The 26251-nt window shown below is 61.7% G+C and carries 24 protein-coding genes; 13 read left to right on the top strand and 11 right to left on the bottom strand.

The genetic code is table 11. The annotated features are described in order from the left end of the window. Positions 1-13: 13 nt before the first annotated feature. Entirely contained in the window at positions 14-877 is an 864-nt protein-coding gene (locus WLQ66_RS10370; RefSeq protein ID WP_340546226.1) for a hypothetical protein, read from the top strand. Between the two features lie 64 nt (positions 878-941). Here the strand turns inward: WLQ66_RS10370 and WLQ66_RS10365 are convergent, their stop codons facing one another. The 3 genes from WLQ66_RS10365 to trxB form a co-directional block, all read right to left on the bottom strand. Further along, positions 942-3017 (bottom strand): bifunctional sulfate adenylyltransferase/adenylylsulfate kinase, encoded by a 2076-nt coding sequence (locus tag WLQ66_RS10365; RefSeq protein ID WP_340546225.1) that lies wholly within the window; start codon positions 3015-3017, stop codon positions 942-944. A gap of 184 nt (positions 3018-3201) precedes the next feature. Further along, a complete protein-coding gene (locus WLQ66_RS10360; protein WP_340546224.1) occupies positions 3202-3534 on the bottom strand; it encodes a ribonuclease E inhibitor RraB in 333 nt (110 codons plus the stop codon). 5 nt (positions 3535-3539) lie between these two features. Further along, a complete protein-coding gene (gene trxB / locus WLQ66_RS10355; RefSeq protein ID WP_340546223.1) occupies positions 3540-4481 on the bottom strand; it encodes a thioredoxin-disulfide reductase in 942 nt (313 codons plus the stop codon). Between the two features lie 241 nt (positions 4482-4722). Between trxB and WLQ66_RS10350 the strand changes: the two genes are divergently transcribed. Then, the gene (locus tag WLQ66_RS10350) at positions 4723-5223 is read left to right on the top strand and encodes an Lrp/AsnC family transcriptional regulator (RefSeq protein ID WP_340546222.1); all 501 of its coding nucleotides are present in this window, start codon (positions 4723-4725) and stop codon (positions 5221-5223) included. A 111-nt stretch (positions 5224-5334) separates the two neighbouring features. Here the strand turns inward: WLQ66_RS10350 and WLQ66_RS10345 are convergent, their stop codons facing one another. The 5 genes from WLQ66_RS10345 to lgt all read right to left on the bottom strand — a co-directional run bounded on the left by WLQ66_RS10345 (position 5335) and on the right by lgt (position 9464). Continuing rightward, positions 5335-6111 (bottom strand): Hint domain-containing protein, encoded by a 777-nt coding sequence (locus tag WLQ66_RS10345; protein ID WP_340546221.1) that lies wholly within the window; start codon positions 6109-6111, stop codon positions 5335-5337. Between the two features lie 274 nt (positions 6112-6385). Then, on the bottom strand, positions 6386-6538 hold the full coding sequence (locus WLQ66_RS10340) for a hypothetical protein (RefSeq protein ID WP_340546220.1): 153 nt from the start codon (positions 6536-6538) through the stop codon (positions 6386-6388). A 195-nt stretch (positions 6539-6733) separates the two neighbouring features. Beyond that, positions 6734-7501, bottom strand: a complete 768-nt coding sequence (gene pgeF / locus WLQ66_RS10335; RefSeq protein WP_340546219.1) for a peptidoglycan editing factor PgeF — start codon at positions 7499-7501, stop codon at positions 6734-6736. After that, positions 7498-8565 carry a class I SAM-dependent methyltransferase gene (locus WLQ66_RS10330; RefSeq protein WP_340546218.1) on the bottom strand — a complete coding sequence of 356 codons (1068 nt, stop codon included), beginning with the start codon at positions 8563-8565 and terminating at the stop codon, positions 7498-7500. The genes pgeF and WLQ66_RS10330 overlap by 4 nt, the downstream gene beginning before the upstream one ends. Beyond that, on the bottom strand, positions 8562-9464 hold the full coding sequence (gene lgt / locus WLQ66_RS10325; protein ID WP_340546217.1) for a prolipoprotein diacylglyceryl transferase: 903 nt from the start codon (positions 9462-9464) through the stop codon (positions 8562-8564). Before lgt ends, WLQ66_RS10330 begins: the two co-directional genes overlap by 4 nt. Positions 9465-9560: 96 nt before the next feature. On the opposite strand from lgt, the gene WLQ66_RS10320 reads away from it, so the two are divergent. The 5 genes from WLQ66_RS10320 to WLQ66_RS10300 all read left to right on the top strand — a co-directional run bounded on the left by WLQ66_RS10320 (position 9561) and on the right by WLQ66_RS10300 (position 12853). Further along, positions 9561-9809 (top strand): accessory factor UbiK family protein, encoded by a 249-nt coding sequence (locus WLQ66_RS10320; RefSeq protein ID WP_340546216.1) that lies wholly within the window; start codon positions 9561-9563, stop codon positions 9807-9809. 374 nt (positions 9810-10183) lie between these two features. After that, on the top strand, positions 10184-10684 hold the full coding sequence (locus WLQ66_RS10315) for a type III secretion system chaperone family protein (protein ID WP_340546215.1): 501 nt from the start codon (positions 10184-10186) through the stop codon (positions 10682-10684). A 57-nt stretch (positions 10685-10741) separates the two neighbouring features. Further along, entirely contained in the window at positions 10742-11569 is an 828-nt protein-coding gene (proC, locus tag WLQ66_RS10310; RefSeq protein WP_340546214.1) for a pyrroline-5-carboxylate reductase, read from the top strand. Then, the gene (locus WLQ66_RS10305; protein ID WP_340546213.1) at positions 11562-11900 is read left to right on the top strand and encodes a tRNA-binding protein; all 339 of its coding nucleotides are present in this window, start codon (positions 11562-11564) and stop codon (positions 11898-11900) included. Before proC ends, WLQ66_RS10305 begins: the two co-directional genes overlap by 8 nt. 26 nt (positions 11901-11926) lie before the next feature. Continuing rightward, a complete protein-coding gene (locus WLQ66_RS10300; RefSeq protein ID WP_340546347.1) occupies positions 11927-12853 on the top strand; it encodes a 2-hydroxyacid dehydrogenase in 927 nt (308 codons plus the stop codon). 96 nt (positions 12854-12949) lie between these two features. Here the strand turns inward: WLQ66_RS10300 and WLQ66_RS10295 are convergent, their stop codons facing one another. Further along, positions 12950-13549 carry a thymidine kinase gene (locus WLQ66_RS10295; protein WP_340546212.1) on the bottom strand — a complete coding sequence of 200 codons (600 nt, stop codon included), beginning with the start codon at positions 13547-13549 and terminating at the stop codon, positions 12950-12952. A 388-nt stretch (positions 13550-13937) separates the two neighbouring features. On the opposite strand from WLQ66_RS10295, the gene WLQ66_RS10290 reads away from it, so the two are divergent. Both WLQ66_RS10290 and arsH read left to right on the top strand, forming a co-directional pair. After that, positions 13938-14399 (top strand): hypothetical protein, encoded by a 462-nt coding sequence (locus WLQ66_RS10290; RefSeq protein ID WP_340546211.1) that lies wholly within the window; start codon positions 13938-13940, stop codon positions 14397-14399. Next, a complete protein-coding gene (arsH, locus tag WLQ66_RS10285) occupies positions 14392-15153 on the top strand; it encodes an arsenical resistance protein ArsH (RefSeq protein ID WP_374015560.1) in 762 nt (253 codons plus the stop codon). Before WLQ66_RS10290 ends, arsH begins: the two co-directional genes overlap by 8 nt. An 86-nt stretch (positions 15154-15239) precedes the next feature. Here arsH and WLQ66_RS10280 read toward each other — a convergent pair whose 3' ends face one another. Then, positions 15240-16364 carry a beta-ketoacyl-ACP synthase III gene (locus WLQ66_RS10280; RefSeq protein WP_340546210.1) on the bottom strand — a complete coding sequence of 375 codons (1125 nt, stop codon included), beginning with the start codon at positions 16362-16364 and terminating at the stop codon, positions 15240-15242. A gap of 208 nt (positions 16365-16572) precedes the next feature. On the opposite strand from WLQ66_RS10280, the gene WLQ66_RS10275 reads away from it, so the two are divergent. From WLQ66_RS10275 to WLQ66_RS10260, 4 genes are all read left to right on the top strand, one after another. Beyond that, positions 16573-17088: a MarR family winged helix-turn-helix transcriptional regulator gene (locus WLQ66_RS10275; protein WP_340546209.1), complete on the top strand. Its 516-nt coding sequence runs from the start codon at positions 16573-16575 to the stop codon at positions 17086-17088. 3 nt (positions 17089-17091) lie between these two features. Further along, positions 17092-18135: an efflux RND transporter periplasmic adaptor subunit gene (locus WLQ66_RS10270; protein WP_340546208.1), complete on the top strand. Its 1044-nt coding sequence runs from the start codon at positions 17092-17094 to the stop codon at positions 18133-18135. Between the two features lie 11 nt (positions 18136-18146). Next, complete coding sequence (locus WLQ66_RS10265) at positions 18147-21191, top strand: efflux RND transporter permease subunit (RefSeq protein ID WP_340546207.1); 3045 nt, start codon at positions 18147-18149, stop codon at positions 21189-21191. Between the two features lie 600 nt (positions 21192-21791). Next, positions 21792-22505: a trypsin-like serine peptidase gene (locus WLQ66_RS10260; RefSeq protein WP_340546206.1), complete on the top strand. Its 714-nt coding sequence runs from the start codon at positions 21792-21794 to the stop codon at positions 22503-22505. Positions 22506-22733: 228 nt separating this feature from the next. Here WLQ66_RS10260 and carB read toward each other — a convergent pair whose 3' ends face one another. Next, positions 22734-26093: a carbamoyl-phosphate synthase large subunit gene (gene carB / locus WLQ66_RS10255; RefSeq protein WP_340546205.1), complete on the bottom strand. Its 3360-nt coding sequence runs from the start codon at positions 26091-26093 to the stop codon at positions 22734-22736. Positions 26094-26251 lie beyond the last annotated feature (158 nt).

The raw sequence follows: 26251 nt of genomic DNA, 5'->3' as shown, positions 1-26251 counted from the left end.
CAGAGGGCGGACTGTGACGCGCGAGCCTGCCATTGCGGTGGTGCCCTATGGGGCAAAGCTGAACCGGGCCTTTGCCAATCGCGAGCTTGCAAGCCTGCACTGGCCGTTCGGTTGCCCCGGCGATCTGATCGGCGGGCGGGTCTCGGATCTTGCAGCGCAAGACCATCTGATTGTCTGGGCAAAAACCGGAATGCACCTGCCGGGGCGCTGGCCCTGTCGGGCGGGGATCTCCATGATGGTGATGGAGCCCAAAATCATGTCGTCGTTGCACCACCGGCTGCTGCCCTGGACCTGGCGGCGGTTCTTTCGGGTGTTCAGCTATAATGAGGACTTGCTGGCGGGCATTGGCAACGGGCTTTTCCTGCCCTTCGGCACCACATGGGTGCCTGAGTGGCAGGAGCTGGCGATAGAGAAACGTGCCGATCTTTCGATCATCGCCTCAGCCAAGCGGGACCATCCGGGCCACAAGCTGCGCCATGACGTGGTCGAACATCTGAGGTGCAGCACGCCCGAGGTGGCCATCCTCGGGCGGGGATACCAGCCGTTTGAGACAAAATCCGACGGGCTGGCGCCCTACCGCTATAGTGTGGTGATCGAGAATGTCCGCGAACGGAATTATTTCTCAGAGAAGCTCATCGACGCGATCCTCTGCGAAACGGTGCCGATCTATTGGGGCTGCCCGAATATCAGCGATTTCTTCGATCCTGCCGGAATGATTATCTGCTCTACCGGCGAAGAGATACGCGCGGCCATCGCGATGATATCGCAGGATGATTACACGGCGCGGCTGCCGACGCTCAGGGCGCTTAAGCCGGAGGCTGCGCGATATGGCAGTATCGAGCGTCGCGCGGCGGAGGCGCTTCGGGCCAGCCTTTAACCCCATGTGTGAGTCGAAAAAAGGCCGCCCGATCGGGCGGCCTTCTGTCAGTCTTGCGGGTGGATCAGCCTGCGATCAGCCCCATGTTCTCCAGCTTCAGCAGAACCTGATGAGCGCAGTTGTCGACGTCGACATTCTCGGTCTCGACACGCAGCTCCGGATCAACGGGGACATCATAGGGATCGGAAATCCCTGTGAATTCCTTGATCTTTCCTTCGCGAGCCAACTTGTAGAGACCCTTGCGGTCGCGGCGCTCGCATTCCTCGATCGAGGTCGCGACATGCACCTCCAGGAAAGCACCGAACTGCTCCACATCCTCACGCACGGCGCGGCGGGTAGTGGCATAAGGCGCGATCGGCGCGCAGATGGCGATGCCGCCGTTCTTGGTGATCTCGGAGGCCACATAGCCGATGCGGCGGATGTTGAGGTCGCGGTGCTCTTTCGAGAAGCCCAGTTCGGAGCTGAGGTTTTTCCGCACGATGTCGCCATCGAGCAGCGTCACCGGACGGCCGCCCATTTCCATCAGCTTGACCATCAGAGCATTTGCAATGGTGGATTTGCCGGAGCCGGAGAACCCGGTGAAGAACACGGTGAAGCCCTGCTTGGAACGTGGCGGCTTGGTCTTGCGCAGCTCGTTCACAACCTCGGGGAAGGAGAACCACTCGGGGATCTCCAGGCCTTCTTGCAGGCGGCGGCGCAGTTCGGTGCCGGAGATGTTCAGGATGGTGACATTGTCACGATCTTCAATCTCGTCGTTGGGTTCGTATTGGGCGCGTTCCTGCACATAGACCATGTGTTTGAAGTCGACCATTTCGATGCCGATTTCTTCCTGATGCTCGCGGAACAGATCCTGCGCATCATAAGGGCCGTAGAAATCTTCACCGGCGGAGTTCTTGCCGGGGCCTGCGTGATCGCGACCAACGATGAAATGGGTGCAGCCGTGGTTTTTGCGGATCAGCCCGTGCCAGACCGCCTCGCGGGGGCCGGCCATACGCATTGCCAGGTTCAAGAGCGACATGGATGTGGTGGCCGCCGGATACTTGTCCAGAACCGCCTCGTAGCAGCGGACGCGGGTGAAATGATCGACGTCGCCCGGTTTTGTCATGCCGACAACCGGGTGGATCAGCAGGTTGGCCTGGGCCTCGCGCGCGGCGCGGAAGGTCAGTTCCTGATGTGCCCGATGCAGCGGGTTGCGGGTCTGGAAGGCCACGATGCGGCGCCAGCCCAGTTTGCGGAAATAGGCGCGCAGCTCGTTCGGAGTGTCGCGACGTCCGCGGAAATCATAGTGGACGGGCTGCTGGATGCCGGTCACCGGGCCGCCCAGATAGATCTTGCCTGCGGTGTTATGCAGGTAGTTGACCGCCGGATGGGCGTCATCATCGGCGCCGAACACCTTTTCGGCTTCGCGCGATTTGTTCGGCTCCCAGCGATCGGTCACGGTCATGGTGCCAAGGATGACACCTTCCTGATCGCGCAGGGCGATGTCTTCGCCGATTTCCAGCGATGCGGCAAAATCCTCGGACACATCCAGCGTGATCGGCATCGGCCAGAGGGTGCCGTCCGCAAGGCGCATGTTTTCGACAACGCCGTTGTAGTCTGCTTCGCTCAGAAACCCTTTCAGCGGGTTGAAGCCGCCGTTCATCAGCAGCTCCAGATCGCAGATCTGGCGCGGGCTCAGGTCATGGCTCTTCAGCTCTGCGGCTTCGACCTTCAGCTTTTGGGCGGAGTCATAGGAGACATAAAGCTCCGGGATGGGGGCAAGATTATTCTGCATCAACTTGGTCCTGTACTTGAAGGGGACGAGGCCACTGGTGGTCCCAGTGAGTTCAGCGTGAAGCGCGTCGTATTCGGCGAACTTGCGGGCGAGAAACTGATCGGTGAGCCGAATTTTTTCGGCAGCACCTCGGGTGGTAAGCGCATAGGCGAAGCGTTGACGTTTGTCGGGACCTGCGCGATGGCTGACCTTGACAAGACCGGCTTCTGCGGCTGCGCGTAGATGTGCATTGAGCCGCCCAAGTGATATCCCTACAGCCGTCGCCGTGGCCCGCTGCGAGGCGTCTGGCGCCTTGTCGAGCTGGCTGAGGATACGAAAGAGCAGGTCTTCGTCCTCATGGCTGAGTGGTGTGGATCGGGATGGCATCGGGTCGACTCAAAGTGTGTTCACGGGTGAACGCATGTCATGCTTTGCAGTCGCAGCAAAGTCAAAACCCTTTTGAGTTTCGTGAAAAGGACCGCCGTTCCCCTATTGCAACGCAAGCGGAACGGGCGGTCTGTTGTCTCCGGCGGGCCGGGACAGGGGTCTGGCAGTCGGGGCCGCCTTGGGCTCAATCCTCGGCAAATCCCCAGCCGTCTGGCCGAAACCCATGGTCAAGTGCAGTCCGGGTTGCGACCTCTTCGACCATCCAGATCGCTGCTGCGGACAGGATCTGTTCGGGCATCGTCGCGATCAATGTGGCGGGATCATCGCCCTCGGCCTCTGCCCATTGGGTATAAAAGCCCAGATCGGCCAGTGCCTCGGCAAGGGGCATCCAGTCCTTGGCCTCTTCAGCGACAAAGAACAGATCAAGATCCGCCTCAAACGGCAGGTCACCCTCGGCCTGCAAATCGGAGAAGGCCGAGAATGTCTCGGCCTTCTGGGTGTCGAAATCATGCGCCACCGCGCTCACTCCTGCTCTGCGAGGAAGCGTTCGGCATCCAGCGCCGCCATGCAGCCCATGCCGGCCGAGGTCACCGCCTGACGATATTTGTGATCGGTCAGGTCACCAGCGGCAAAAATGCCGGGGATGGAGGTTTCGGTGGTGCCGGGCGTTACCTTCACATAGCCGCCATTGTGGGTTTCCAGCACGTCCTTGACCAATTCATTGGCAGGCGCATGGCCGATGGCGACAAAGACGCCCTTGCAGGAGATTTCGGTGATTTCGCCGGTCTTCACGTTCTTCACCCGCACGCCCTCGACGCCCAGCGGGTTCTCGGTGCCGATCACCTCTTCCAGCTGGTGGAACCACAGCGGCTCAATCTTCTCGTTCTTCATCAGGCGGTCTTGCAGGATTTTCTCTGCGCGCAGCTCGTCGCGGCGGTGGATCAGCGTCACCTTGGAGGCGAAATTGGTCAGGAACAGCGCCTCTTCCACAGCGGTATTGCCGCCGCCGATCACCACAATCTCCTGGCCGCGATAGAAGAAACCATCGCAGGTCGCGCAGGCGGAAACGCCAAAGCCCTTGAACTTCTCCTCGGACGGCAGGCCGAGCCATTTGGCGCGCGCGCCGGTTGCCAGAATGACCGCATCGGCGGTGTAGACGGTGCCGCTGTCACCCTTGGCCACGAATGGGCGCGAGGAGGTGTCGAGATCGGTGATGATGTCCCCGATGATCTCGCAGCCCATCGTCTTGGCGTGCTCCTGCATCCGCACCATTAGATCCGGGCCCTGAACCTCGGTGTCGCCAGGCCAGTTCTCTACCTCGGTAGTCGTGGTCAGCTGGCCGCCCGGCTCAATGCCCTGAACCAGAATCGGCTCCAGCATGGCGCGGCTGGCGTAGACACCGGCGGTGTAGCCTGCCGGGCCGGACCCGATGATCAGAACCTTGGTGTGGCGCGTGTCGCTCATCTCATTTCCCCAGTCGATGAAAGGGCGGTCTTGCCGCCGTCAGGCAATGCATATAACTGCACCCGGCGATGTCTTAAAGCCCCGGCTTCAGCGATGTCGGATGCCCCCGGTTTTGATGCCTGGGCTAAGATGCTGAGGTCTCATCTTATCAACGGCAAATATTGTTGCGCGCGCCTGAAATAATATTGCGTGCACTACGGATGCTGGTATAACAAACGGAAAATTCAACAGGAGCTTCCAGATGGTCACAACACGCCTTGATCCGATTGATCGCAAGATTTTGTCGGAGTTGCAGGCCGACGGTCGTATGACCAATGTTGAACTGGCCAAGCGTGTGGGTATTTCCGCACCGCCGTGCCTGCGCCGGGTGCGCTCGCTTGAGGAGGCCGGGCTGATCCGCGGATACCATGCCGAGGTCAACGCACGCGAATTGGGGTTCGAAGTGCAGGTCTTTGCCATGGTGGGGCTGGAAAGCCAGGCCGAGGCCGAGCTGAGCGCCTTTGAAGCGAAATGTCGCGACTGGCCGCTGGTGCGCGAGTGCCACATGCTGAACGGCGAGGTGGATTTCATCCTGAAATGCGTCGCGCCCGATCTCAGCACCTTCCAGAGCTTTCTGACCGGCGATCTGCTGACGACGCCGAATGTGGCCAGCGTCAAGACCTCGCTGGTGATCCGAGGGGCCAAGGACGAACCCGGCGTTCCCTTTGATGTGCTGGAGCAACGGCTCGCGCGCGAAGCCTGAGGGGCAGAGCCTCGCAGAAATCGGTCAGGCCAGTCTGATCAGAAAAAGCGCCTCGCAATGCGGGCGCTTTTTTCGTTTGGGGCGACCGCCGCAGCTGTCGGCGGACCCGGCTTAGTTCATATCGGGATCTTGCAGCAGGATCCGGGGATAGGCCAGCGGGCCGAAGCCTGCGATCGATTCGACATGCGAAAACAGGTTCAGATAGAGCGTGCGGATGGCGTGGCTCACCAGTTTCAGGGCCTCCGGGCCGGGGTGATAGGTCTCGAACGGCAGACCGCCGACACTGATCGCCGCATGGCGCGGCAGGCATAGATGAAAGAGGTCCACGGCGGTCGGGGGCGCGGTTTCGAAAATACTCATCCCGTCATGATATTGCTGCACCGGAACCAGCGAGACGGCATTGTCCAGCTTGATCCCCGGCAGAGGTGCCCGTTGCAACAGCCGCGCGGCGGGGCCTGCGACAACCGTCGACATCGGCTTTGCCTCGCCAAGGCTATCGGCGGTAAAGCTGGTCAGCCGGTGGCTGCGACCGTGCTGCCCGCTGCGCGATGGGATAAGGCTGGTGCTGCCTTTCCACAACAGGGGGAGGGGGTCGCCATCAAAGGTGATCAGCTCATCGCCCGGCAGCAGATCCTCGATTGCAATGGGCCCCTGCGTGGTCTCGATCAGGGATCCGCGGCAAAAGGCGGTAAAGGCGTCTTCGAACAATGGCAGCGACGGTGCGACATGGCGTGTCTCGGCGATTTGGCCGTTTGGCAGCAGGCTACAGACATCGTAACGGCGCAGCTGTGGCCGCGTCCCGCCGCGCTGGGCAGCAGGGTCCTGTAGCAGAGCATTGGCTTCGACCGCATTGGCAGCTGCGCGTCGCAGCGACTGGGGTATGGTCATGGCGAACGTGCCTCTCTCATGACTGTACTTGCATCAACCCCGGCAGCGCGATGAGCAGAAGGCGCGCCGGAATCGCTTGGTCCCTGTCGGGCGCCCCGGTCGCAATACGCGCAGTCCCGGGCAATGCGCCCAATCGGGCAGGTAAATGCGGCGGTCCTGTCTTGGGCAGAGGCCGCCGCCGGAGGTGATCACCGGTGGACGGTGTCAGGCGGGTATTCCCGGCCCCGTCGTGAGAGCGGGCCGTCGAGATTGCAAGGACGCCTCTTCAATGATCTCAGGCGCTCTTGGCCTGGGCCGGGCGCCGGAGAGTCTCGCGACGCCGCTCAATCGCGATCTGCCGGGTGGCGCCACGCGTCCAGGGTAGGCGCACCTCTTCGGTCTTGGCGGCAGCTACAATGGATTTGATGAAGCGCGATTTTGGTTTCATGAGGCGTCTCCTGTAGGAGCGGGGCAGCATTCTGCGGCCCGCGCTTTAGTCCCGTCTTTTGTCGCCTGCCAATGCGCCGGGAATGTGGCCGATCTGTGGAAATCACAGGAACGCCGCAGTGATCCGCGCGCACTCAGCCCCCGCGCGGGCGCGCTTCGGTGGTCACATTGGGCCGCGAATTGCAGGTCGCGGCGCCTACAGGCGAATGCAGGAGATCAGGCGCCCGTAGTCGACCTCTTTGTGATGGGTCGCGCGGCGGAAGGAATAGAACCGTTCCGGGTCAGAGTAGGTGCAATGCCCGGTCCATGCGGCCTCGGCCACGCCGGCGCTGCGCAGTTTGTGCAGACCCAGAGAGGGCAGATCAAAGAGGTAGCGATCGCCCTCGCCATTGGCAAAAAACCGTGCGTTTTCCGGATCCTGCATCATGAAGTCGTCAAAGAACTCAGGGCCGACCTCATAGGCGCGCTGCGAGATCGACGGGCCGATGACCGCGCGGGTGGACTGCCGCCGCGCGCCCAGCTGTTCCATCGCGTCCAACGTGGCCTCCAGCACGCCATCAAGCGTGCCGCGCCACCCGGCATGAGCTGCGCCGACCACATTGGCCTCCGGGTCGTGAAACAGAACCGGCTGGCAGTCGGCGGTCAGGATCGACAGCACCACGCCGGGCACATTGGTGACCATGGCATCAGCCTGAATATCGCCCTGAATATTGTCCTGCCGGGGATCGGAGATCGTCAGGACATTGGCGGAATGCACCTGATTCACCCGGCCAAGCGCCTCGGGCGATGCCTCCATCGCTGCGGCGACGCGCATCCGGTTGATCTGCACCGCTTCGCGCTGATCCGACGAGCCAAGCCCGCAATTCAATCCGGCAAAAATACCCGAAGAGGCCCCGCCGCGACGGGTAAAGAAGCCGTGTTTGGTGCCATTGAGCAGCTCGGAGATGAGAATTTCCAGCGTCATGCGTTCAATCCCGGTGGGGGTGCGGTCTCTTCGGGGAAAATCCCGAGTATCTTGAACAGGTTTCCCATTTCCTCAGGATGCGTCAACCGTCGATGCGCCGCAATCAGAGATTGCAGCGCGTCGCCGTTTAGCCGCGCCGCCAGCGCCTGTGCCCGATCGGTAATGCCCAGACGCTCCAGAAACACGCCTTGCGGGGTCAGCCGACTATAGGCACAGCCCGCAGATTTCGCAGCCAGTGCAAGCGCTTCGAAATCGACATGGGTGGTCAGATCGGCGCTGCCCGGATCCTTCAGCGGATCGCTTGGCGCATGGGCGCGCAGGGCCTGCAACGTATCCCCCAGCGACCGCCAATCGCCGTAATCGACAATAAGCGCGGTTCCGCCGTGGCGCGCGATCCGGGAGGCGATGGTCTGAACCATCGGTTGCGCGGCTTCGCACAGCTCGACCAGATCACCGTCGCGGGTGTCCTCAAGGCGATGCGCCAGTGCAGGCTGTGGCGCCACCGCGCCAAGGCCAAAGCTGAGCGTGCCATCCTGAAGACCCACTGATTTTTCGCGCCAGCCATCGCCATCGCGCAGAAATTGCCGCACCGGCAGCGCATCAAAGAACTCATTTGCGATTAGAAACAGCGGCTGCTCGGGCAGCTCGGCGATATTCGGGTACCAGACCGGGTCATGGCCTGCCAGTTGCCTCGCCTGACGGGCGCGCAGGGTGGGGGAGGCCTCCAGCAGGGCAATCTGCATGGCGGCGTGAAACCCGGGCACGCCTTTTGTGGCGCGCAGCAGATCAGCCATCAGCGTGCCGCGACCGGGACCCAGTTCGGCCAATGTGAACCGCTGAGGTTGGCCCTGATCCAGCCAGCATTGTGCCAGCGCCAGTCCGATCAGCTCTCCGAACATCTGGCTGATTTCCGGGGCTGTGGTGAAATCCCCCTTGGCCCCCAGCGGGTCGCGGGTGGTGTAATAGCCATAGCTTGGATGCAGCAGCGCCTCGGCCATGTAATCCGCGACCGAAATCGGCCCCTCGGCACGGATGCGGGCAGTGATATGGTCGCTCAGGCTCATGCCGGAACCACCGCCATGCGTCGGCTGCGCAGCACCAGAATGAGGCCGATGGCGATCATCGGCAGCGACAGCAGCTGTCCCATGGTCAGACCGTAGCCGCCGATATGCCAGGCCAGCCCCAGGGGGTTCTCTGCAGTTACGAATTGGGCGTCGGGCTGGCGCATGAATTCAACCGCGAAGCGCGCCGCGCCATAGCCTGCCAGAAACACGCCGGTCACCCGGCCTGGGTGGGTCAGCGCCGCGCGCCGGTAGACCAGCCACAAGAGCACCGCACCAAGGATCAGCCCTTCCAGCAGCGCCTCATAGAGCTGGGACGGGTGGCGCGCACAGATCTCCCCCAGCGCCTGCCCGCAGGACTGCGCCGCGCGCCCGGGAAAGGCGACCCCCCAGGGCAGATCGGTTGCCCGCCCCCAGAGCTCGGCGTTGTTGAAGTTGGCAAGTCGGCCCAGCAAGAGGCCCGGCGGCACCGTATGTGCCACCAGATCAGCGATCTGAAGGCGCGGGATCCGGTGGCGCAGCGCATAAATCCAGGTGGCAATGATCACCCCCAGGAGACCGCCGTGAAAGGCCATGCCCCCCTGCCAGATGCGCAGGATCTCGGCCGGGTTCTGAAGGTAGTAGCCGGGCTGATAGAACAGCACATAGCCAAGCCGTCCGCCCAGAATGACGCCGAGGATGATCCAGGTGAGCAGATCTTCGACCTGTTGCGGTTTCATCGGGGGCTGTGCGTGGGGCCAGAGCGCGGGGCGCCGCAGCGCCGCGACCGCCAGCCGCCAGGCGATGACAATCCCGACGATATAGGCCAGCGCGTACCAGCGCAGCGCGAATTGGCTGCCGAACAGCTCGATTATGAAGATTTCCGGGGTCAGATCGGGGAATTGGAGGATGAATGCGTGCATGTGCCGTCAATGCCTTTGCGGGGGCTGCGGTGTCAACGGCTTGCCGCCGCCGGTGTTGATGACCATATAGGGGTCAAGGCAGACATGGAGAAGACAATGCAGACGCGCAACAAGATCATGGATGATATTTCCCAGCTGATGACCAACGCGATGGGTGTGGCCCATGGCGCGCGGGAAGAGGCGGAGACCGCCATGAAGGGGCTGATCGACCGCTGGCTGGCCGATCGCGATTTCGTGACCCGCGAGGAGTTCGACGCCGTGCGCGCCATGGCGCAGAAGGCGCGTGAAGAAAACGAAGCACTGAAGGCCCGGCTCGACGCGCTGGAAGCGGATAAATCCGCGTGATCCGGTTCCAGGGCTGAGCGGCAGGCACAGCCCGCCGCCCGGCGCTGAAATATCCGATCTGCAACATTTGCTGGCGTGCGGCCCGGTCCGGGTGGCGCGCCATTTTTGCGACCAAGCCCGCGTCGCAGACTCCCACCCGGCGCAGCAGGATCCCGCAGCTGCCTCTCTTCACAGCACTGTCACGATATTTTGAGGGTCATCGCCTTTCGTCCACAACTTATTGCAGTTATCCCCAAATAAAGGGTTGCCAGACGGCCTTGGTGCCTCCACCATATCTGGTAGGAGGACGGGTAAATCCCTCTCCTTATTGAGCAGGCCGCTAGCAATTGGGGGTGCCCCGCATCTCTTTTGCTAGAGATCAGAGAGGTGGCAACATGGCTCTTTCCGAACATTTTCTGGAAGACGAAATTCACCCTATCGACATCGTCGAACACTTGGCCTCGGACCACGATTGGGACTTTGACCGCATAGGCGACGATCAGATCGCCATGGCGGTGGAAGGCCAGTGGCGCACCTATTCGCTGACATTGGCGTGGTCCGGCTATGAAGAAACCCTGCGGATGGTATGCAGCTTTGAGATGGAGCCGCCGAAGGAACAGCTGCCGCGGCTCTACGAGCTGATCAACGAGATGAATGATCAGTGCTGGGCCGGTGGCTTTACCTTCTGGCCCGATCACAAGCTGATGCTGTATCGCTATGGGCTGGTATTGACCGGCGGACAGGTGGCAAGCCCGGAGCAGATCGACACGCTGATCAACTCCGCTGTCGCCAATTGCGAGCGCTACTATCCGGCAATCCAGCTGATGGTCTGGGGCGGACAATCGCCGCGCGACGCGCTTCAGGTCGCCATTGCAGAGGCTTACGGGCGCGCGTAAACCTTTCCCCGAACCGGCGCTGCATGGTGCCGGAGATCCGATCAGGGGAGGGGAAAGATGCAGGTATCACAGATCGCAGCGCGGGGCATCGCGCTCTTGGGCTGCGGCAAGATGGGGTCGGCAATGCTGGCCGGATGGCTTGACCGGGGTGTTGACCCGGATACCGTCTGGGTGATTGATCCCAATCCTTCTGACTGGCTGCGCCAGACTGGTGTGCATCTCAATGCGCCCTTGCCAGAGGCCGGTGACCGGGCGCCGGGGATCGTGCTGATTGCTGTCAAACCCCAGATGATGGGAGAGGCGCTGCCGCAGCTGCAACAGCTGGGCAATGGCGAGACGCTGTTTATCTCGGTTGCTGCCGGAACCTCGATCGCTACCTATGAATCACTTCTGGGGGCGCAGACGCCGATCGTGCGCGCCATGCCGAATACACCTGCCGCCGTCGGGCGTGGCATTACCGCGCTCATCGGCAACATGCGCGCGACCGAGGCGGATATAAATCGCGCCGATGCGCTGTTGCAGGCCATCGGCCAGACCGTCCGATTGCAGAGCGAGGCGCAGATGGATGCGGTCACCGGCGTCAGCGGTTCCGGCCCGGCCTATGTTTTCCATCTGATCGAAACCCTTGCCGCTGCTGGCGAGGCTGAGGGGCTGCCTGCCGATCTGGCGATGCAGCTGGCCAAGGCCACCGTCGCAGGGGCCGGTGCCCTGGCAGAAGCCTCCGAGGAAACGCCAGCGCAGCTGCGGGTCAATGTCACCAGCCCCAATGGCACGACCCAGGCCGCGCTGGAGGTGCTGATGGATGAGACCGACGGCTTTCCGCCGCTGCTGCACCGCGCCGTGGCAGCAGCCACCAACCGGTCGAGGGAGCTGTCCCGTGGCTGACATCAGTTTTGACGAATTTCTCAAGGTCGATGTGCGCGTGGGCGAGGTGGTGCGCGCCGAGGACTACCCCGAGGCTCGCAAACCCGCGATCAAGATGTGGGTGGATTTCGGCGATGACATCGGCATCAAGAAAACCTCGGCGCAGGTGACGGCCCACTACACGGCGGAAACGCTGCTGGGCAAACAGGTGATGGCCGTGGTGAATTTCCCGCCCCGCCAGATTGGCAAGTTCATGTCCGAAGTGCTGGTGCTGGGGCTGCCGGATGCCACCGGAGAGATTGTTCTGATTGGTCCGGATGGACCGGTCCCATTGGGAGGGCGGATGCATTGAGCGGCAAACTCTGGATTACCCGGCCAATGACAGCCGCGGTTGAGGCGCGTGCGCGGGCGGAATTCGATGTCGAGATCCGCCAGCAGACCAGCCCTTTGAACGCCGATGAGCGCCAGCGTGCGCTGCGTGATTTCGACATCGTCCTGCCGACCCTGGGGGACCAGTTCGACGCAGGCAGTTTTGCCGCCGTGCCGCAGCCACGGTGCAGGTTGCTGGCCAATTTCGGCGTCGGCTTCAATCATATCGACGTGGCGGCCGCGCGCCGGGCCGGGATCGTGGTCAGCAACACCCCCGGCGCCGTTACCGATGCGACCGCTGATATTGCGCTGACGTTGATGCTGATGACCGCCCGCCGTGCCGGCGAGGGCGAGCGTCTGGTCCGCTCCGGCGAATGGCAGGGCTGGCATCCCACCCAGATGCTGGGCACGCATCTGACAGGCAAACATGTGGGCATCGTCGGCTTTGGCCGCATCGGTGAGGCCATCGCGCGGCGCTGTCACTTCGGCTTTGGCATGTCGGTCAGCTATCTGGCGCGCAGCGACAAATCACCCGGCTTCCCGGTGTCGCGCGCGGAAAGCCTGACCGCTCTGGCGGCTCAGGTGGATGTGCTGGTGCTTGCAGTGCCCGGCGGTGCGGAGACGCGACATTTGATCAGCGCGGAGGTTCTGGCGGCGATGCGCCCTCATGCCCTGCTGATCAATATCTCGCGCGGTGAGGTGGTGGATGAGGCGGCGCTGATCGCCGCCCTTCAGGCGGGCGCGCTCGGCGGGGCAGGTCTGGATGTCTATGAATTCGAGCCGGAGGTGCCGGAGGCCCTGCGGCAGATGGAGCAGGTCACGCTGCTGCCGCATCTGGGCACCGCCACCGAGGAGGTGCGCAGCGCCATGGGACATCTGGCGCTGGACAATGTCGCCGCCTTCCTTGCTGGTCGGCCGTTGATTTCGCCCGTGTAACTGCCCGTGTAACCGCCAGCGTATCGCGTCGGGGCGTCTAACGCCCCGCGCGGCGTCAGACGCGCCCGGCCTCCGCTCGGTGCAGGCCGTTTCAGATCAGCCCGCAGCAGAGGTGGGCTGATCGCCGGTGGCCTCGCGCCAGTGGCGACGGCAGAGCGATACATAGGTTTCATTGCCGCCGATCTGCACCTGCGCGCCTTCGGTGATGGTCTGGCCGTTCTCATCCTGCCGGATCACCATGGTTGCCTTTTTACCGCAGTGGCAGATGGTGCGGACTTCGCGCATTTCATCGGCCAGCGCCAGCAGGGTGGCGGAGCCGGGAAACAGCTTGCCCTGAAAATCGACCCGCAGCCCGTAGCACAAAACCGGCACCCGCAGATCGTCGACCACCCGCGCCAGATCCCAGACCTGATCCGGCGACAGAAACTGCGCCTCATCGACAAAGATGCTGGCAACACTGCCCCTTGCCAGTCGCTCTGTCACTTTGTCGAACAGGTTCTCACCGGGCCGGAAGATGTCAGCCTCGGCACCGATCCCGATGCGGGAGGCGATCCGCCCCTGACCGGCGCGGTTGTCCAGCGCTGCGGTCAGCAGATAGGTGTCCATATCGTTCTCGCGGTAGTTATGCGAGGCTTGCAAGAGCACCGTCGATTTGCCGGCATTCATGGTGGAGTAGTGGAAGTAAAGCTTGGCCATGGCGCTGATTTAGCCGCAGAGCCGGTCGGAGGAAACGGTTTTCTTCACCAATTCTTCACCGATTGCCCGATGAGCCGACGGCATTTTCGGTCTGAGGATAAAACGCCCTGCGCGCGGATGCCGGTTCGCGGCGAAACAACCCGAGAAACGAACCACATGACACCTGCGGCAGGGCGCCAACTGGACGGAAATTGCCCACCAGCGAAGGCCCACGAAACACGCCTTCGCCCCCAGCGCGTTTCCCTGTCTCGCGACCCGGAACAGCGCGGTAAGTCCCTTAAAAACCTTAGGGATAGAAATAGCTTTGCATTTCCTTTAAGTGTCGTGAATGGGAAATTAACGCGTTTCTTCCCCGATGGGGTCGCGGTCATATGCAGGTAGATTTTATATGGCAGACATAGGTACTTATCTAAAAAAGCACACCGAGGCTCTGGTCAAGGATGTGGGGATCGAGGCAGCCTGCCAGATCACAGGAAAATCCAAGGCGACGTTGGGGCGGTATTACTCGGATAATGCCGAACATGTCGATCGGTTCATGCCCGTCGACGCCGTTGCCAAACTGGAAGCTGCGGCCTCCTTCCCGCATGTGACTTCCGGTCTGGCGGATCTGAAGAACATCACCTTGTCCTACTGTCAGGCCAGCCCGGCCTCAGAGGCGCGCCGCGGTGGCGTCAATGCGGATGTGATTGCGCTCAGCCAGCGCTTTGCCACATTGATGAGCGAATATCAGGAGGCCATGGCCGATGGGATCATCACCATCAATGAGGCCAAGCGGTTGCTGCGCGAAACGGTGATGCTGCAGCAGGTGCTTCTGGATATGAAACTGCACCTGGAAGAAGAAAGTGGCTGAGACACCGACGACCGGGCCTGCTGTTTCGGCTGACGGGCGTGTGGCGGAGGATCTGCCGGCGCTCATCGCCGAGGCCTTGCCGCAGATTGATATCGCCCGCCTGGCAGCGACAGGTGACCCGCAGCATCCGCCCCGGATCCTGCTGCTCTATGGCTCCCTGCGGGCCGTCAGCTACTCACGCAAGGTTGCCGAGGAGGCAGCCCGGATCCTGCGCGCGCTGGGCTGCGAGGCGCGGATTTTCGATCCGAGCGGGCTGCCATTGCCCGATGACACCGGCAGCGAAGATCACCCCAAGGTGAGCGAACTGCGCGATCTTGCGGTCTGGTGCGATGGAATGGTCTGGTCCAGCCCGGAACGGCATGGCGCTATGACGGGCATCATGAAGACACAGATCGACTGGCTGCCGCTGTCGCTGAAAGGCGGTGTTCGCACCACGCAGGGCAAGACGCTGGCGGTGATGCAGGTCTCCGGCGGGTCGCAATCTTTCAACGCTGTCAACCAGATGCGTATTCTGGGCCGCTGGATGCGGATGCTGACCATCCCCAACCAATCCTCGATTCCCAAGGCGTGGCTGGAATTTGCCGAGGGGGACCGGCTGCCCGAAGGCCCGTTCTATCGCCGTGTTGTCGATGTGATGGAAGAGCTGGTGAAATTCACCTGGCTGACTCGCGGTCGCAAGGACTACCTGGTCGACCGCTACTCAGAGCGGGTTGAGGACGCCGAGGCCGTGCACCAGCGGGTGTCGCAGAAATAGCGCCGGACGCGAGCTGAAGGCGAGACTGAATAAGGGCCTGCCAGGATCGGCAGGCCCAAATTCGTTTGGCAACTGGTCCGGCAGGCTCAGGCCGCGCGGCGCAGGATCACCGATCCCACCGAATAACCGGCACCGAAAGAGCAGATCAGCCCCAGATCGCCCTCGGCCAGATCATCCGAATATTTGGAGAAGGCGATGATCGACCCTGCCGAGGATGTATTGGCGTAATCCTGCAGGATATTGGGCTGTTCACCGGCCTCTGGCGTGCGGCCAAGGACCTTTTTGCCAATGAAATCATTCATCGTCTTATTGGCCTGATGTAGCCAGAGCCGTTTCAGCTCGGTGTTGCTGACGCCCTCGGCCTCCATGTGATCCGCAATATGCTGGCTGACCATCGGCAGCACTTCCTTGAAGACCTTGCGCCCGTTCTGCATGAACTGCATGTCCCGACGATCTGCGACCCCATCCGGGCGCGACCGGCGCAGATAGCCATTGTTGTTGCGGATATTGTTGGAAAAGCTGGTGGCGCAGCGGGTCGACAGGATTTCGAAATGCGGGCCGCTGGCGTCTTCGCTGCGCTCGATCAGGGTGGCCGTTGCCACATCGCCAAAGATGAAATGGCAATCGCGGTCGCGCCACTCAAGATGGCCGGAGCAGATCTCGGGATTGACCACCAGCGCCGACCGAATGGAGCCGGAGCGCACCATATCGGCAGCCGCCTGAATCCCAAAGGTGGCGGAGGAACAGGCGACATTCATGTCAAAGGCAAAGCCTTCGATGCCAAGAAGATCCTGAATTTCGATTGCCAGCGCCGGATAGGCGCGTTCCATATTGGAGGCCGCACAGATGACGGCGTCGACATCCGCCGCAGTCTTGCCGGCCTGTTTCAGTGCTTTCTTGGCGGCATCCAGTGCCATTTCGGCCATGATGGATGGCTCGTCATCGCTGCGCTGACGCAGCAGCGGGTGCATCACCTCAGGATCAAGAATACCGCTCTTGTCCATCACGTAGCGCTGTTCGATACCGGAGGCCTTCAGGATGAAGTCTTCGGAGGAATACGCCAGAGGATCCATCTCACCCGCTGCAATCGCCTCTGCGTTCTCGGCATTGACCTTATCGGCATAGGCATTGAAGGCTGTGACCAGCTCGGCGTTTGTGATCGTCTGTGACGGCGTAAAGACGCCCGTGCCGGTGATGGCGGGTGTATACATGAGCTGGACCTTCGGGTGGTTTTCAAAAGTGCTGCATATCTGGGCATCTTCCCCCAGTGAGGTCAAGGGCAAGGCCCTTGGCGTTACGGGCGCAGCCCCTACGTCAACCTGATCAGGGCGTCCCGGAGCATTTTTGATATGAATAAAATGCTTCCCTCCTTGAATGGTTCGAAATTTGAAGTATATGCGCGATGAAGGCGATGGTGGTATGATTCGACAAACCGGCAACGACAGCGACACCCAAACTGACGGCGATACCGCGACGGACGGCAATCAGGCTGAGACCTGCCCGGAGGTCTGCGCCATGCTGGGTGTCTTTGCGCTCTATTGGCGCATCGACGCCTGCATCGAAGACACCGTTGACCTGCCAGACCTGAGCCGGACGGAATGCCATGTGCTGGTGCGTCTGGGCACGCCCTGCCGGATGGGAGAGCTGGCGCGGATGTTGCAGACGGTGCCTTCGTCGGTGACCACGGCCGCCGACCGGCTGGAACGGCAGGGTCTGATCCGCCGCAGCAGGGATCCGCAGGACAGGCGCGCCTGGTTGTTGTCGCTCACCCCCGACGGCGCCGCCAAACGCCAGTATCTGGTCGAGGCGATGACGGATCTGTTCCAACGTATTTCCGGTTTGGACCCGGAGGAAATCAAACAATTTGCGGCCTTGTCGGCCAAGATTCATGACACAGTCATTAAAGCGGACGCGAAGCCGCGTCGGAAGGAGTAACCCATGCAGCTGAGTTCGAGAGTCATCGCCGGGGTCGCCGCGTTGCTACTGGTGGCCACGCCAACACTGGCCCAGAACGTCCTGAAACCCGTGAAACTGATGGAAACACGCTCAGGCGCGGTGCCTATCCAGCGCGAGTTCTTCGGTCAGGTCGCGGCAAAAGAGACGGTGGATCTGGCGTTTCAGGTCGGCGGACAGGTTGTGAAATTCCCTGTCACTGAGGGGGCTTTCCTGCCAAAGGGGGCTCTGGTCGCGGAGTTGGATCTGGAGCCGTTCGAGCTGAAACTGGGACAGGCCCAGCTGCAAAAAGAGCAGGCTGACCGAACCGTCACGCGGCTGGAAAAGCTGACCGGCACGGTCAGCCAGGTCTCCATCGACGATGCCGAAACCCAGGCCGGACTGGCCCGCATTGCGCTCAGGGATGCCGATTATGCGCTGGAACATGCAACGCTGAACGCGCCATTTGATGCCCTGGTGTCCAGCCGTGAGGTCGCCCTGTTCAGCACCGTCAGCGCCGGCAGCCCGATTGTGCGCCTGCACGACATGTCGGAGCTGCATATCGAGGTCGATGTGCCCGAGGTTCTGTTCCAGCAAGGCGAGGACAATGACGCGCTGACCATCACGGCAAGCTTCCCCGGCAGCGACAAGACCTACCCGCTGGAAATCCTTGAGTTCGACGCCGAGGCCAGCAGCGTTGGCCAGACCTATCGCGTGACCTTCCGTCTTGACCCGCCCGAGGACCGCCAGATTTTCCCAGGGGCCTCGACCTCTGTGCGGGTGACGGTAGATACCGGCATGTCTGCGATCGTGGTCCCGCCAACCGCCATCGTGCCCGCCGCCAACGGCGACACCGGGGTGATGCTATTTACACCCAAGGGCGCGGATGAGGGCACCGTCACCTGGACCAGGGTCGAAACCTCGGCCACCGACGGTGGCCAGATCGAGATCGTCTCGGGGCTGAACGGTGGCGAAGAAATCGTGCTGACCGGTGGCAGCGCGCTTGCTGACGGGGCGGCCGTGCGTCGCTTCACCGGCTTCACCAACTGAGGGCGGATCAGATGGACATTGCACGCGGGTCGATCAATCGGCCGCTTTATACGTGGATCATCATGCTGGCCGCCCTGTTTGGCGGTATCTGGGGGTTCCTGAACCTCGGGCGGCTCGAAGATCCGGCCTTCACCATCAAACAGGCTGTGGTCATTACCCAATATCCCGGCGCCAGCGCCGAGCAGGTGGCGCTGGAAGTGTCAGAGCCACTGGAATCAGCGATCCAGAAGATGGGGGAGGTGAAGCAGATCACCTCGATGAACCAGCCGGGCCTGTCGCGCATCGATGTCGAAATGCAGGACACCTTTGACGGCACCGAACTGCCGGGCCTCTGGACCAAGCTGCGCAAAGAGGTCGAAGACGCGGCGCGGAACCTGCCCGACGGCGTCAGCGACCCTTTTGTGAACGATGGTTTCGGTGATGTGTTCGGGGTCTTCTACGCCGTTACCGCCGAAGGCTTCACGGATGCCGAACGCCACCAGCTGGCGACATTCCTGCGCCGAGAGCTTCTTGCCGTTGATGGCGTCGCCGACGTCGAAATCGCGGGCCTGCCGGAAGAGGCGATCTTTGTCGAGCCGAAGATGGCGATCACCGTCAACCAGAATATCCCGATTGGCGCGGTTTCGAACGCATTGGCCACCGCCAATTCCGTCCGCCCTGCCGGTCAGGTCGACAACGGGCCTGCCCAGACACGCATCAGCGCGCCGGAAGGCTCGGACTCGGTGACGGAAATCGCCGGGCTGACGATTGGCTCTCAGGGGGAGGTCATCAATATCATTGATATGGCGGATGTGCATCGCGGCCGCCTCGATGATCCCTCGCAGATCATTCGTTTTGACGGCGTCGAGGCCTTTACCATGGGGGTTGCGGGCCTTGCGACCGAAAACATCGTTGAGGTCGGCCAGCGGGTTGATGCGCGGCTGGCGGAGCTGAGCACACAGATCCCCTATGGTGTGGAGCTGAAGCCAATCTATCAGCAGCATGTGGTCGTCGACGAGGCCTCCAATGCCTTTCTCGTGAACCTCGCGATGTCGGTCAGTATCGTTGTCATCGTGCTGGCGGTCTTCATGGGGTGGCGCGCGGCTGTTGTTGTCGGCGCCACCCTGCTGCTGACGGTTGTTGGCACATTGATGTTCATGAATATCTTCGCCATCGAAATGGAACGGATCTCGCTCGGGGCGCTGATCATTGCGATGGGGATGCTAGTGGACAATGCCATCGTCGTGGCCGAGGGGATGCAGATCTCCATGGCCCGGGGCCGGACCTCACGCGAGGCCGCGCATGAGGCTGCATCGAAAACCCAGATCCCGCTGCTGGGCGCGACGGTGATCGGGATCATGGCCTTTGCGGGGATTGGTCTCAGCCCGGATTCAACCGGTGAATTCATGTTCTCGCTCTTTGCGGTGATCGGGATTTCGCTGTTGCTCAGCTGGCTGCTGGCGCTGACCGCGACGCCGCTGCTGGGGCATTATTTTTTCAAACAGGGTACCGGCGACGATCAGGATGCCTATTCCGGCCTCTTGTTCCGCACCTATGGCAATATCCTGCGCCTGTCCCTGCGGCTGCGCTGGCTTGTGGTGCCGGGTCTGTTTGCGATCACGGTGCTGTGCTTCATCGGTTTTGGTCAGGTGAAACAGCAGTTCTTCCCCAACTCCAACACGCCGCTGTTCTTTGTGCATTACAAGCTGCCGCAGGGTACGTCGATTGCGACAACCTCCGAGCATATGCGTGTGTTTGAGGACTGGCTGGCCGAACGGGACGATGTAGAGACGGTCGCGACCTTTGTCGGGCAGGGGGCCACGCGCTTCATGCTGACCTATGATTCCGAAGACCCGAACCCCAGCTATGGCCATCTGATCATCCGCGCAACGAGCCTTGAGGGCATCCCGGCTCTGCAGGCGGATCTGGAGGACTTCGGCCAGGGACGCTTCCCCGAAGGCGAATTCCGCACCAAGCGGCTGGTCTTTGGCCCCGGTGGGGGGGCGCCTATCGAGGTCCGTTTCGCCGGTCCTGATCCGCGCGTGCTGCGCCAGCTGGGCGACGAGGCCATGCAACGGCTGCAAGAGGCGTCGCAGGACATCCTGAGTGTGCGTCAGGACTGGCGCGAGCAGGAGATCACGCTGAAGCCGATCTATGCCACCGATCGGGCACAGACAGCCGGTGTGTCGCGCGATGCCATCGCTGATGCGCTGCAATTCTCGACCGACGGTCTGCGCACCGGTGTGTTCCGGGAGCGGGATCGCCTGATCCCCATCGTCCTGCGCCGACCTGCTGACAGCTCCTATAATCTGATGGACCAGCTGGTGTTCTCAGAGGCGGCGGGCAAATTCATCCCGCTTGAGCAGATGGTCGACGGGGTCGATGTGGTGGTGGAGAACACCCTCGTGCATCGTCGGGACCGGGTGCCGACCTTGACCGTTGGTGCCGATATTCGGGCGGATCTGACCGCAGCCACCGTCTTTGCCCAGGTGAAGGACAGCATCGAGGCGATGTCGCTGCCGACCGGCTACACCATGGAGTGGGGTGGCGAGCATGAGAACTCAGCCGATGCCAATGCCAGCCTCGGCAAGCAGCTCCCGGTGACGATCCTGATCATGGTTCTTATCTCGGTACTGCTGTTCAACGCGATCCGTCAGCCGATTATCATCTGGCTGCTGGTGCCGATGTCGGTCAACGGGGTGGTGATTGGTCTGCTTGGCACCGGTATGCCCTTTACCTTCACGGCGCTTCTGGGCCTGCTCAGCCTCTCTGGCATGCTGATCAAGAACGGCATCGTGCTGGTTGAGGAAATCGATCTGGTCCGGGCCGAGGGCAAACCCCTGCGGGAGGCCATCGTCGAGGCATCGGTGTCGCGTCTGCGCCCGGTGATGCTGGCGGCGGTGACAACCATCCTTGGCATGGTGCCGCTGCTGACCGACGCGTTTTTCGTGTCGATGGCGATCACCATCATGGGGGGACTGGCCTTTGCCACGATCCTCACGCTGGTGGCCGCGCCGGTGTTCTACCTGATCTTCTTTGCCCGCGATGAAAAGCGCGAACAGGCTGCCGCAGCCTGATCCCGCCCCGCTGAACTCTGAAAAAGCCCCGGTTGCAGAACCGGGGCTTTTTCTATGCGAATGATCTCGCTCAGGTTGTGCGCGACCCGGTGCGGCTGACAGCGTGTCGTCCGCATGATGCGTGCAGTGGCGTCAGGTATCACGGGAGAACCCTGCCATCGCGGCCCCCGCAGCGCGTCAGGGCAGGGGCAAGGCAGAGGCGGAGAGTAGACATCTGCCTTAAGAGTTTCGCGCATTGAGCGAGTCGCCCGGTGGCGCCTCAATTGGGGAAATGGCCGACCCAATTCCGCCTCAATCCCGATGATTCCTTTCCAAATTTCGATGCGACATCAGCAGACACAGGAAAAAACGCACCAAAATCCTTGCTGGAAAAGTTACAATTATTCATGTGTTTAAGTGGAATTATTCTAAAAGTGTTCAGGAAGGTTAAGGAAAATATAGAGATGTGGCGCAGTGATGGCCGCAAACATCGGCCGCGTTAACCGGACGTTAATCACGTCACATTCTGCACCTCTTTCTGACAGCTCCCTACAACTCCAAGCCGCATTCCAGCCCCAGCAGACCCTGATGATGGCGATGTGGGAAAAACTGGAGTGGACCATGAAACGCATTATCGGACTTATCGCCGCCGCCTTTATTTCGAGTACAACCTTTAGCCTCCCTGCCGAGGCGCAATCCGCAGGCGTGCGCGCCGTCGAGGGCTGGGAAGCTGTCGGACGGCTTAATATTGGCGGGCGCAATATGTGTACCGGCAGCCTCATCGCGCCAAATCTGGTGCTGACCGCCGCACATTGTCTCTATAATCCGCAGACCGGGCAGGCGGTAAACCCGCGCAATATCAAGTTCGAGGCCGGCCTCAATGGCCGCCGGGCCAAGGCGTCACGCCGTGTGGTGAAGGCTGTTGTTCATCCCGGCTATCGTCACAGCTGGTCCAGCAACAGCGCAGCGGGCAGCGATATTGCGGTGCTGCGTCTGGACCGCCCGATATCCGGCAGCGAGATCCGCCCCTTCGTGCTTGCCGCTGCGCCGACACCGGGGGAAAGCGTGGATGTACTGTCCTATACCGTGAACCAGGCCACCCGACCGGCCCGCGAAAAAGACTGCCAGATCCTGTCCACCCGCAGCGCGACGCTGGTAACCTCCTGCCGTGTCGAATATGGCGCCTCCGGCTCGCCGGTGTTGCAGATGCGTCCGGGCGGCACCCCGCGGCTGGTCTCGGTGATCTCTGCCAAGGCGCAGATGGGTCGCAAACGGGTTTCACTGGCCACCCCATTTGATGGATCGCTGCGTGCGCTGATGCGCCGCGCGGGCTGAGCACGGGCTGTCCGGCCTCCGCTCCGTTTCCCACAAAAGCGTTTGTAGGAGGCGGGCCATCCCTGATCAGCCAAAAACCCCGGAGCCTCGGCTCCGGGGTTTTCCTATGTCCGAACCTTTGCCCAGCCCTCCCAGCAGGCCGCCTGTTGCGGCGAGGGCAAAAGAAAAGGCCCCGACGCAGGTGTCCGGGGCCTTCCAATAGGTTCGATCTCTGCCTGCCTCGGCAGATCAGCCCTGCAAGCTCTTCACTTCAACGTCACCTTCTGCCTGCGCCTTGATCGCGCGGGCGGCGGCATTGGCACCGGCTGCGGTGGTGAAATAGGGGATCTTGTCATAGAGCGCGACGGACCGCATCTCCTTGCTGTCTTCAACCGCCTGCGCGCCTTCGGTGGTGTTCATCAGCAGCTGGACGTTGCCGTCCTTCAGCATATCCACCACATGAGGGCGCCCCTCATAGACCTTGTTGACCAGTTCGCAGGGCACGCCGTGCTCATCCAGCCAGCTCTGGGTGCCGCGTGTGGCAACCAGGGTAAAGCCCTGTTCCACGAGGATTTTTGCGGCGTCCAGCATCAAAGTGCCCTTATCGGCATCCTTGATCGAGATAAAGGCCCGGCCCGAGGATGGCAGCACCATGCCAGCCCCCATCTGCGCCTTCAGGAAGGCGCGGGCAAAGCTGCGGTCCCAGCCCATGACTTCGCCGGTGGAGCGCATCTCGGGGCCGAGGATGGTGTCGACGCCGGGGAAGCGGGCAAAGGGAAGCACCGCCTCCTTGACCGAGAACCACGGCATGTCCGGGTCGGCCAGGGTCATCGGATCCGCCATCGGCACGTTCACGTCATAGCCTGCGTCCGGCTCATAGGGCGGGCGCTTGGGGAAGTTCGACAACGGCTCACCCGCCATGACACGCGCCGCGATGGAGGCGATGGCGCTGTCGGTGGATTTCGCCACAAAGGGTACGGTGCGCGAGGCCCGCGGGTTGACCTCGATCAGGTAGATCACGTCATTGCCGTCGGCGTCAGGTTTGACCGCGAACTGGATGTTCATCAGGCCAACCACATTCAGCGCCTTGGCCAATGCGTTGGTCTGGGTCTTGACCTCGGCGATCACCTCTTTGGACAGCGAGTAAGGCGGCAGCGAGCAGGCACTGTCCCCAGAGTGAACCCCGGCCTCTTCGATATGCTGCATGATGCCTGCGACATGCACGTCGGTGCCATCACAAATCGCATCCACATCCAGCTCCACCGCGCCCGAGAGATAGCTGTCGAGCAGAACCGGGCTGTCGCCGGAGACCACGACCGCCTCGGCGATGTAGCGCTTGAGCTGGTCCATATCGCGCACGATCTCCATCGCGCGGCCACCCAGGACATAGGACGGGCGGATCACCAGCGGGAAGCCGATTTCAGCCGCGATTTCAATCGCCTGCGCGTCGGTCGAGGCAATGCCGTTATGCGGCTGCTTGAGCCCCAGCTGGTTGACCAGCGCCTGGAACCGCTCGCGGTCCTCGGCCAGGTCGATGGCGTCGGGCGAGGTGCCAAGGATCGGGATGCCTTCCTCTTCCAGCGCATTGGCCAGCTTCAGCGGGGTCTGGCCGCCGAACTGCACGATCACCCCGTGCAGGGTGCCGTTTTCCTGCTCCTTGGTGAGGATTTCCATCACATGCTCAAAGGTCAGCGGTTCAAAATACAGCCGGTCCGAGGTGTCATAGTCGGTCGACACCGTTTCCGGGTTGCAGTTGATCATGATGGTCTCGAAGCCCGCGTCGGTCAGCGCGAAACAGGCATGGCAGCAGCAGTAATCGAACTCGATCCCCTGGCCGATCCGGTTTGGGCCACCGCCCAGAATGACAACCTTCTTGCGGTCGCTCGGCCGGGCCTCGCATTCCACATCGCCAAAGGCCGGGGCCTCATAGGTGGAATACATATAAGGCGTCTGGGCCTCAAATTCGGCGGCGCAGGTGTCGATCCGCTTGAAGACGGCCTTGACGCCCAGATCACGGCGGGCGCGGCGCACGTCGGTCTCGCTCTTGTCGGTGAGTTTCGCAAGGCGGGCATCGGTAAAGCCCAGCATCTTGACCCGGCGCAACCCATGCTCATCCTTTGGCAGGCCCTCGGCGCGGATCTCGGCCTCTGCCTCCACGATTTCGCGGATCCGGGCCAGGAACCAGGGATCGAACTTGGTGACGGCCTGGATTTCATCATCCGACAACCCCTGCCGCATCGCCTGGGCAATGGTCCGCATCCGATCGGGGGTCTGCTTGCTGATGGCCTTGATCACCGCAGCCTTGCCATCGGTGCCATCCTCGGCGCCGGGAATGGCAACCTCGTCAAAGCCGGTCAGACCGGTCTCCATGGACGCCAGCGCCTTTTGCAGGCTCTCGTGGATCGTGCGGCCAATGGCCATGGTCTCACCCACGGATTTCATCGCCGTGGTCAGATAGGGCTCGGAGCCTGCGAATTTCTCGAAGGCAAAGCGCGGGATCTTGGTCACAACATAGTCGATCGTCGGCTCAAACGACGCCGGTGTCACGCCGGTGATATCATTGTCCAGCTCATCCAGCGTAAAGCCAACCGCCAGCTTGGCCGCAATCTTGGCAATCGGGAAGCCGGTTGCCTTCGACGCCAGCGCCGAGGACCGCGACACACGCGGGTTCATCTCGATCACCACCATGCGGCCATCCTCAGGGTTCACCGCCCATTGGACGTTGGAGCCGCCGGTTTCCACGCCGATTTCGCGCAGCACCGCAATCGAGGCAGAGCGCATCATCTGGTATTCTTTGTCGGTCAGCGTCAACGCCGGGGCCACGGTGATCGAATCACCGGTGTGCACGCCCATCGGGTCGATATTCTCGATCGAGCAGACGATAATCGCGTTGTCGGCGGTGTCGCGCACCACCTCCATTTCATATTCTTTCCAGCCCAGCAGGCTCTCGTCCACGAGGATCTGATTGACCGGCGAGGCATCCATGCCGGAGCGGCAGAAATGGATGTAATCTTCGCGGTTATAGGCGACGCCACCGCCGGTGCCACCAAGGGTAAAGGCCGGGCGGATGATCGCGGGCAGGCCGATGTCTTCCAGCTCGTCCAGCGCCATCTGCACGCCTGCATCCAGGTCCGCGCTGCCGTTAGCTTTCTTCGGGGCGGTGATGATTGTGGCGCGGGGGTTTTCCAGTCCAAGCCGGTCCATCGCTTCGCGGAACAGCTTGCGGTCTTCTGCCATTTCAATGGCTTCGCGCTTGGCGCCGATCATCTCGACGTTGAATTTCGCCAGCACACCCATCTCTTCCAGCGCCAGTGCGGTGTTCAGACCGGTCTGTCCCCCCATGGTCGGCAGCAGCGCATCGGGACGTTCCTTTTCGATGATCTTGGCGACCACCTCCGGGGTGATCGGCTCGATGTAGGTGGCATCCGCCAGACCCGGATCGGTCATGATCGTTGCCGGGTTGGAGTTCACCAGAATGACCCGGTAGCCCTCTTCACGAAGCGCCTTGCAGGCCTGCGCGCCGGAGTAGTCAAACTCACAGGCTTGGCCGATGATGATCGGCCCCGCACCAATGATCATGATCGATTGGATATCGGTTCTTTTCGGCATGGCCTGAATCCCTCTGATTTGCGCGAGTCATGGGCACCCCCGTGCGCCCAAATTGTCCTGCGTTATAGGGACCGCACCGAAAGGTTCAAGGGGGATCGGAAACCGAATTGGAAATGCCGCATCCGTGGGTTTTGTTCGCATAGCGAACGGATATATGT

Source organism: Phaeobacter sp. A36a-5a (assembly GCF_037911135.1).
Classification (GTDB): domain Bacteria; phylum Pseudomonadota; class Alphaproteobacteria; order Rhodobacterales; family Rhodobacteraceae; genus Phaeobacter; species Phaeobacter bryozoorum.
The sequence above is the reverse complement of the archived record's forward strand: the minus strand, read 5'-3'. Positions and strand labels throughout refer to the sequence as shown.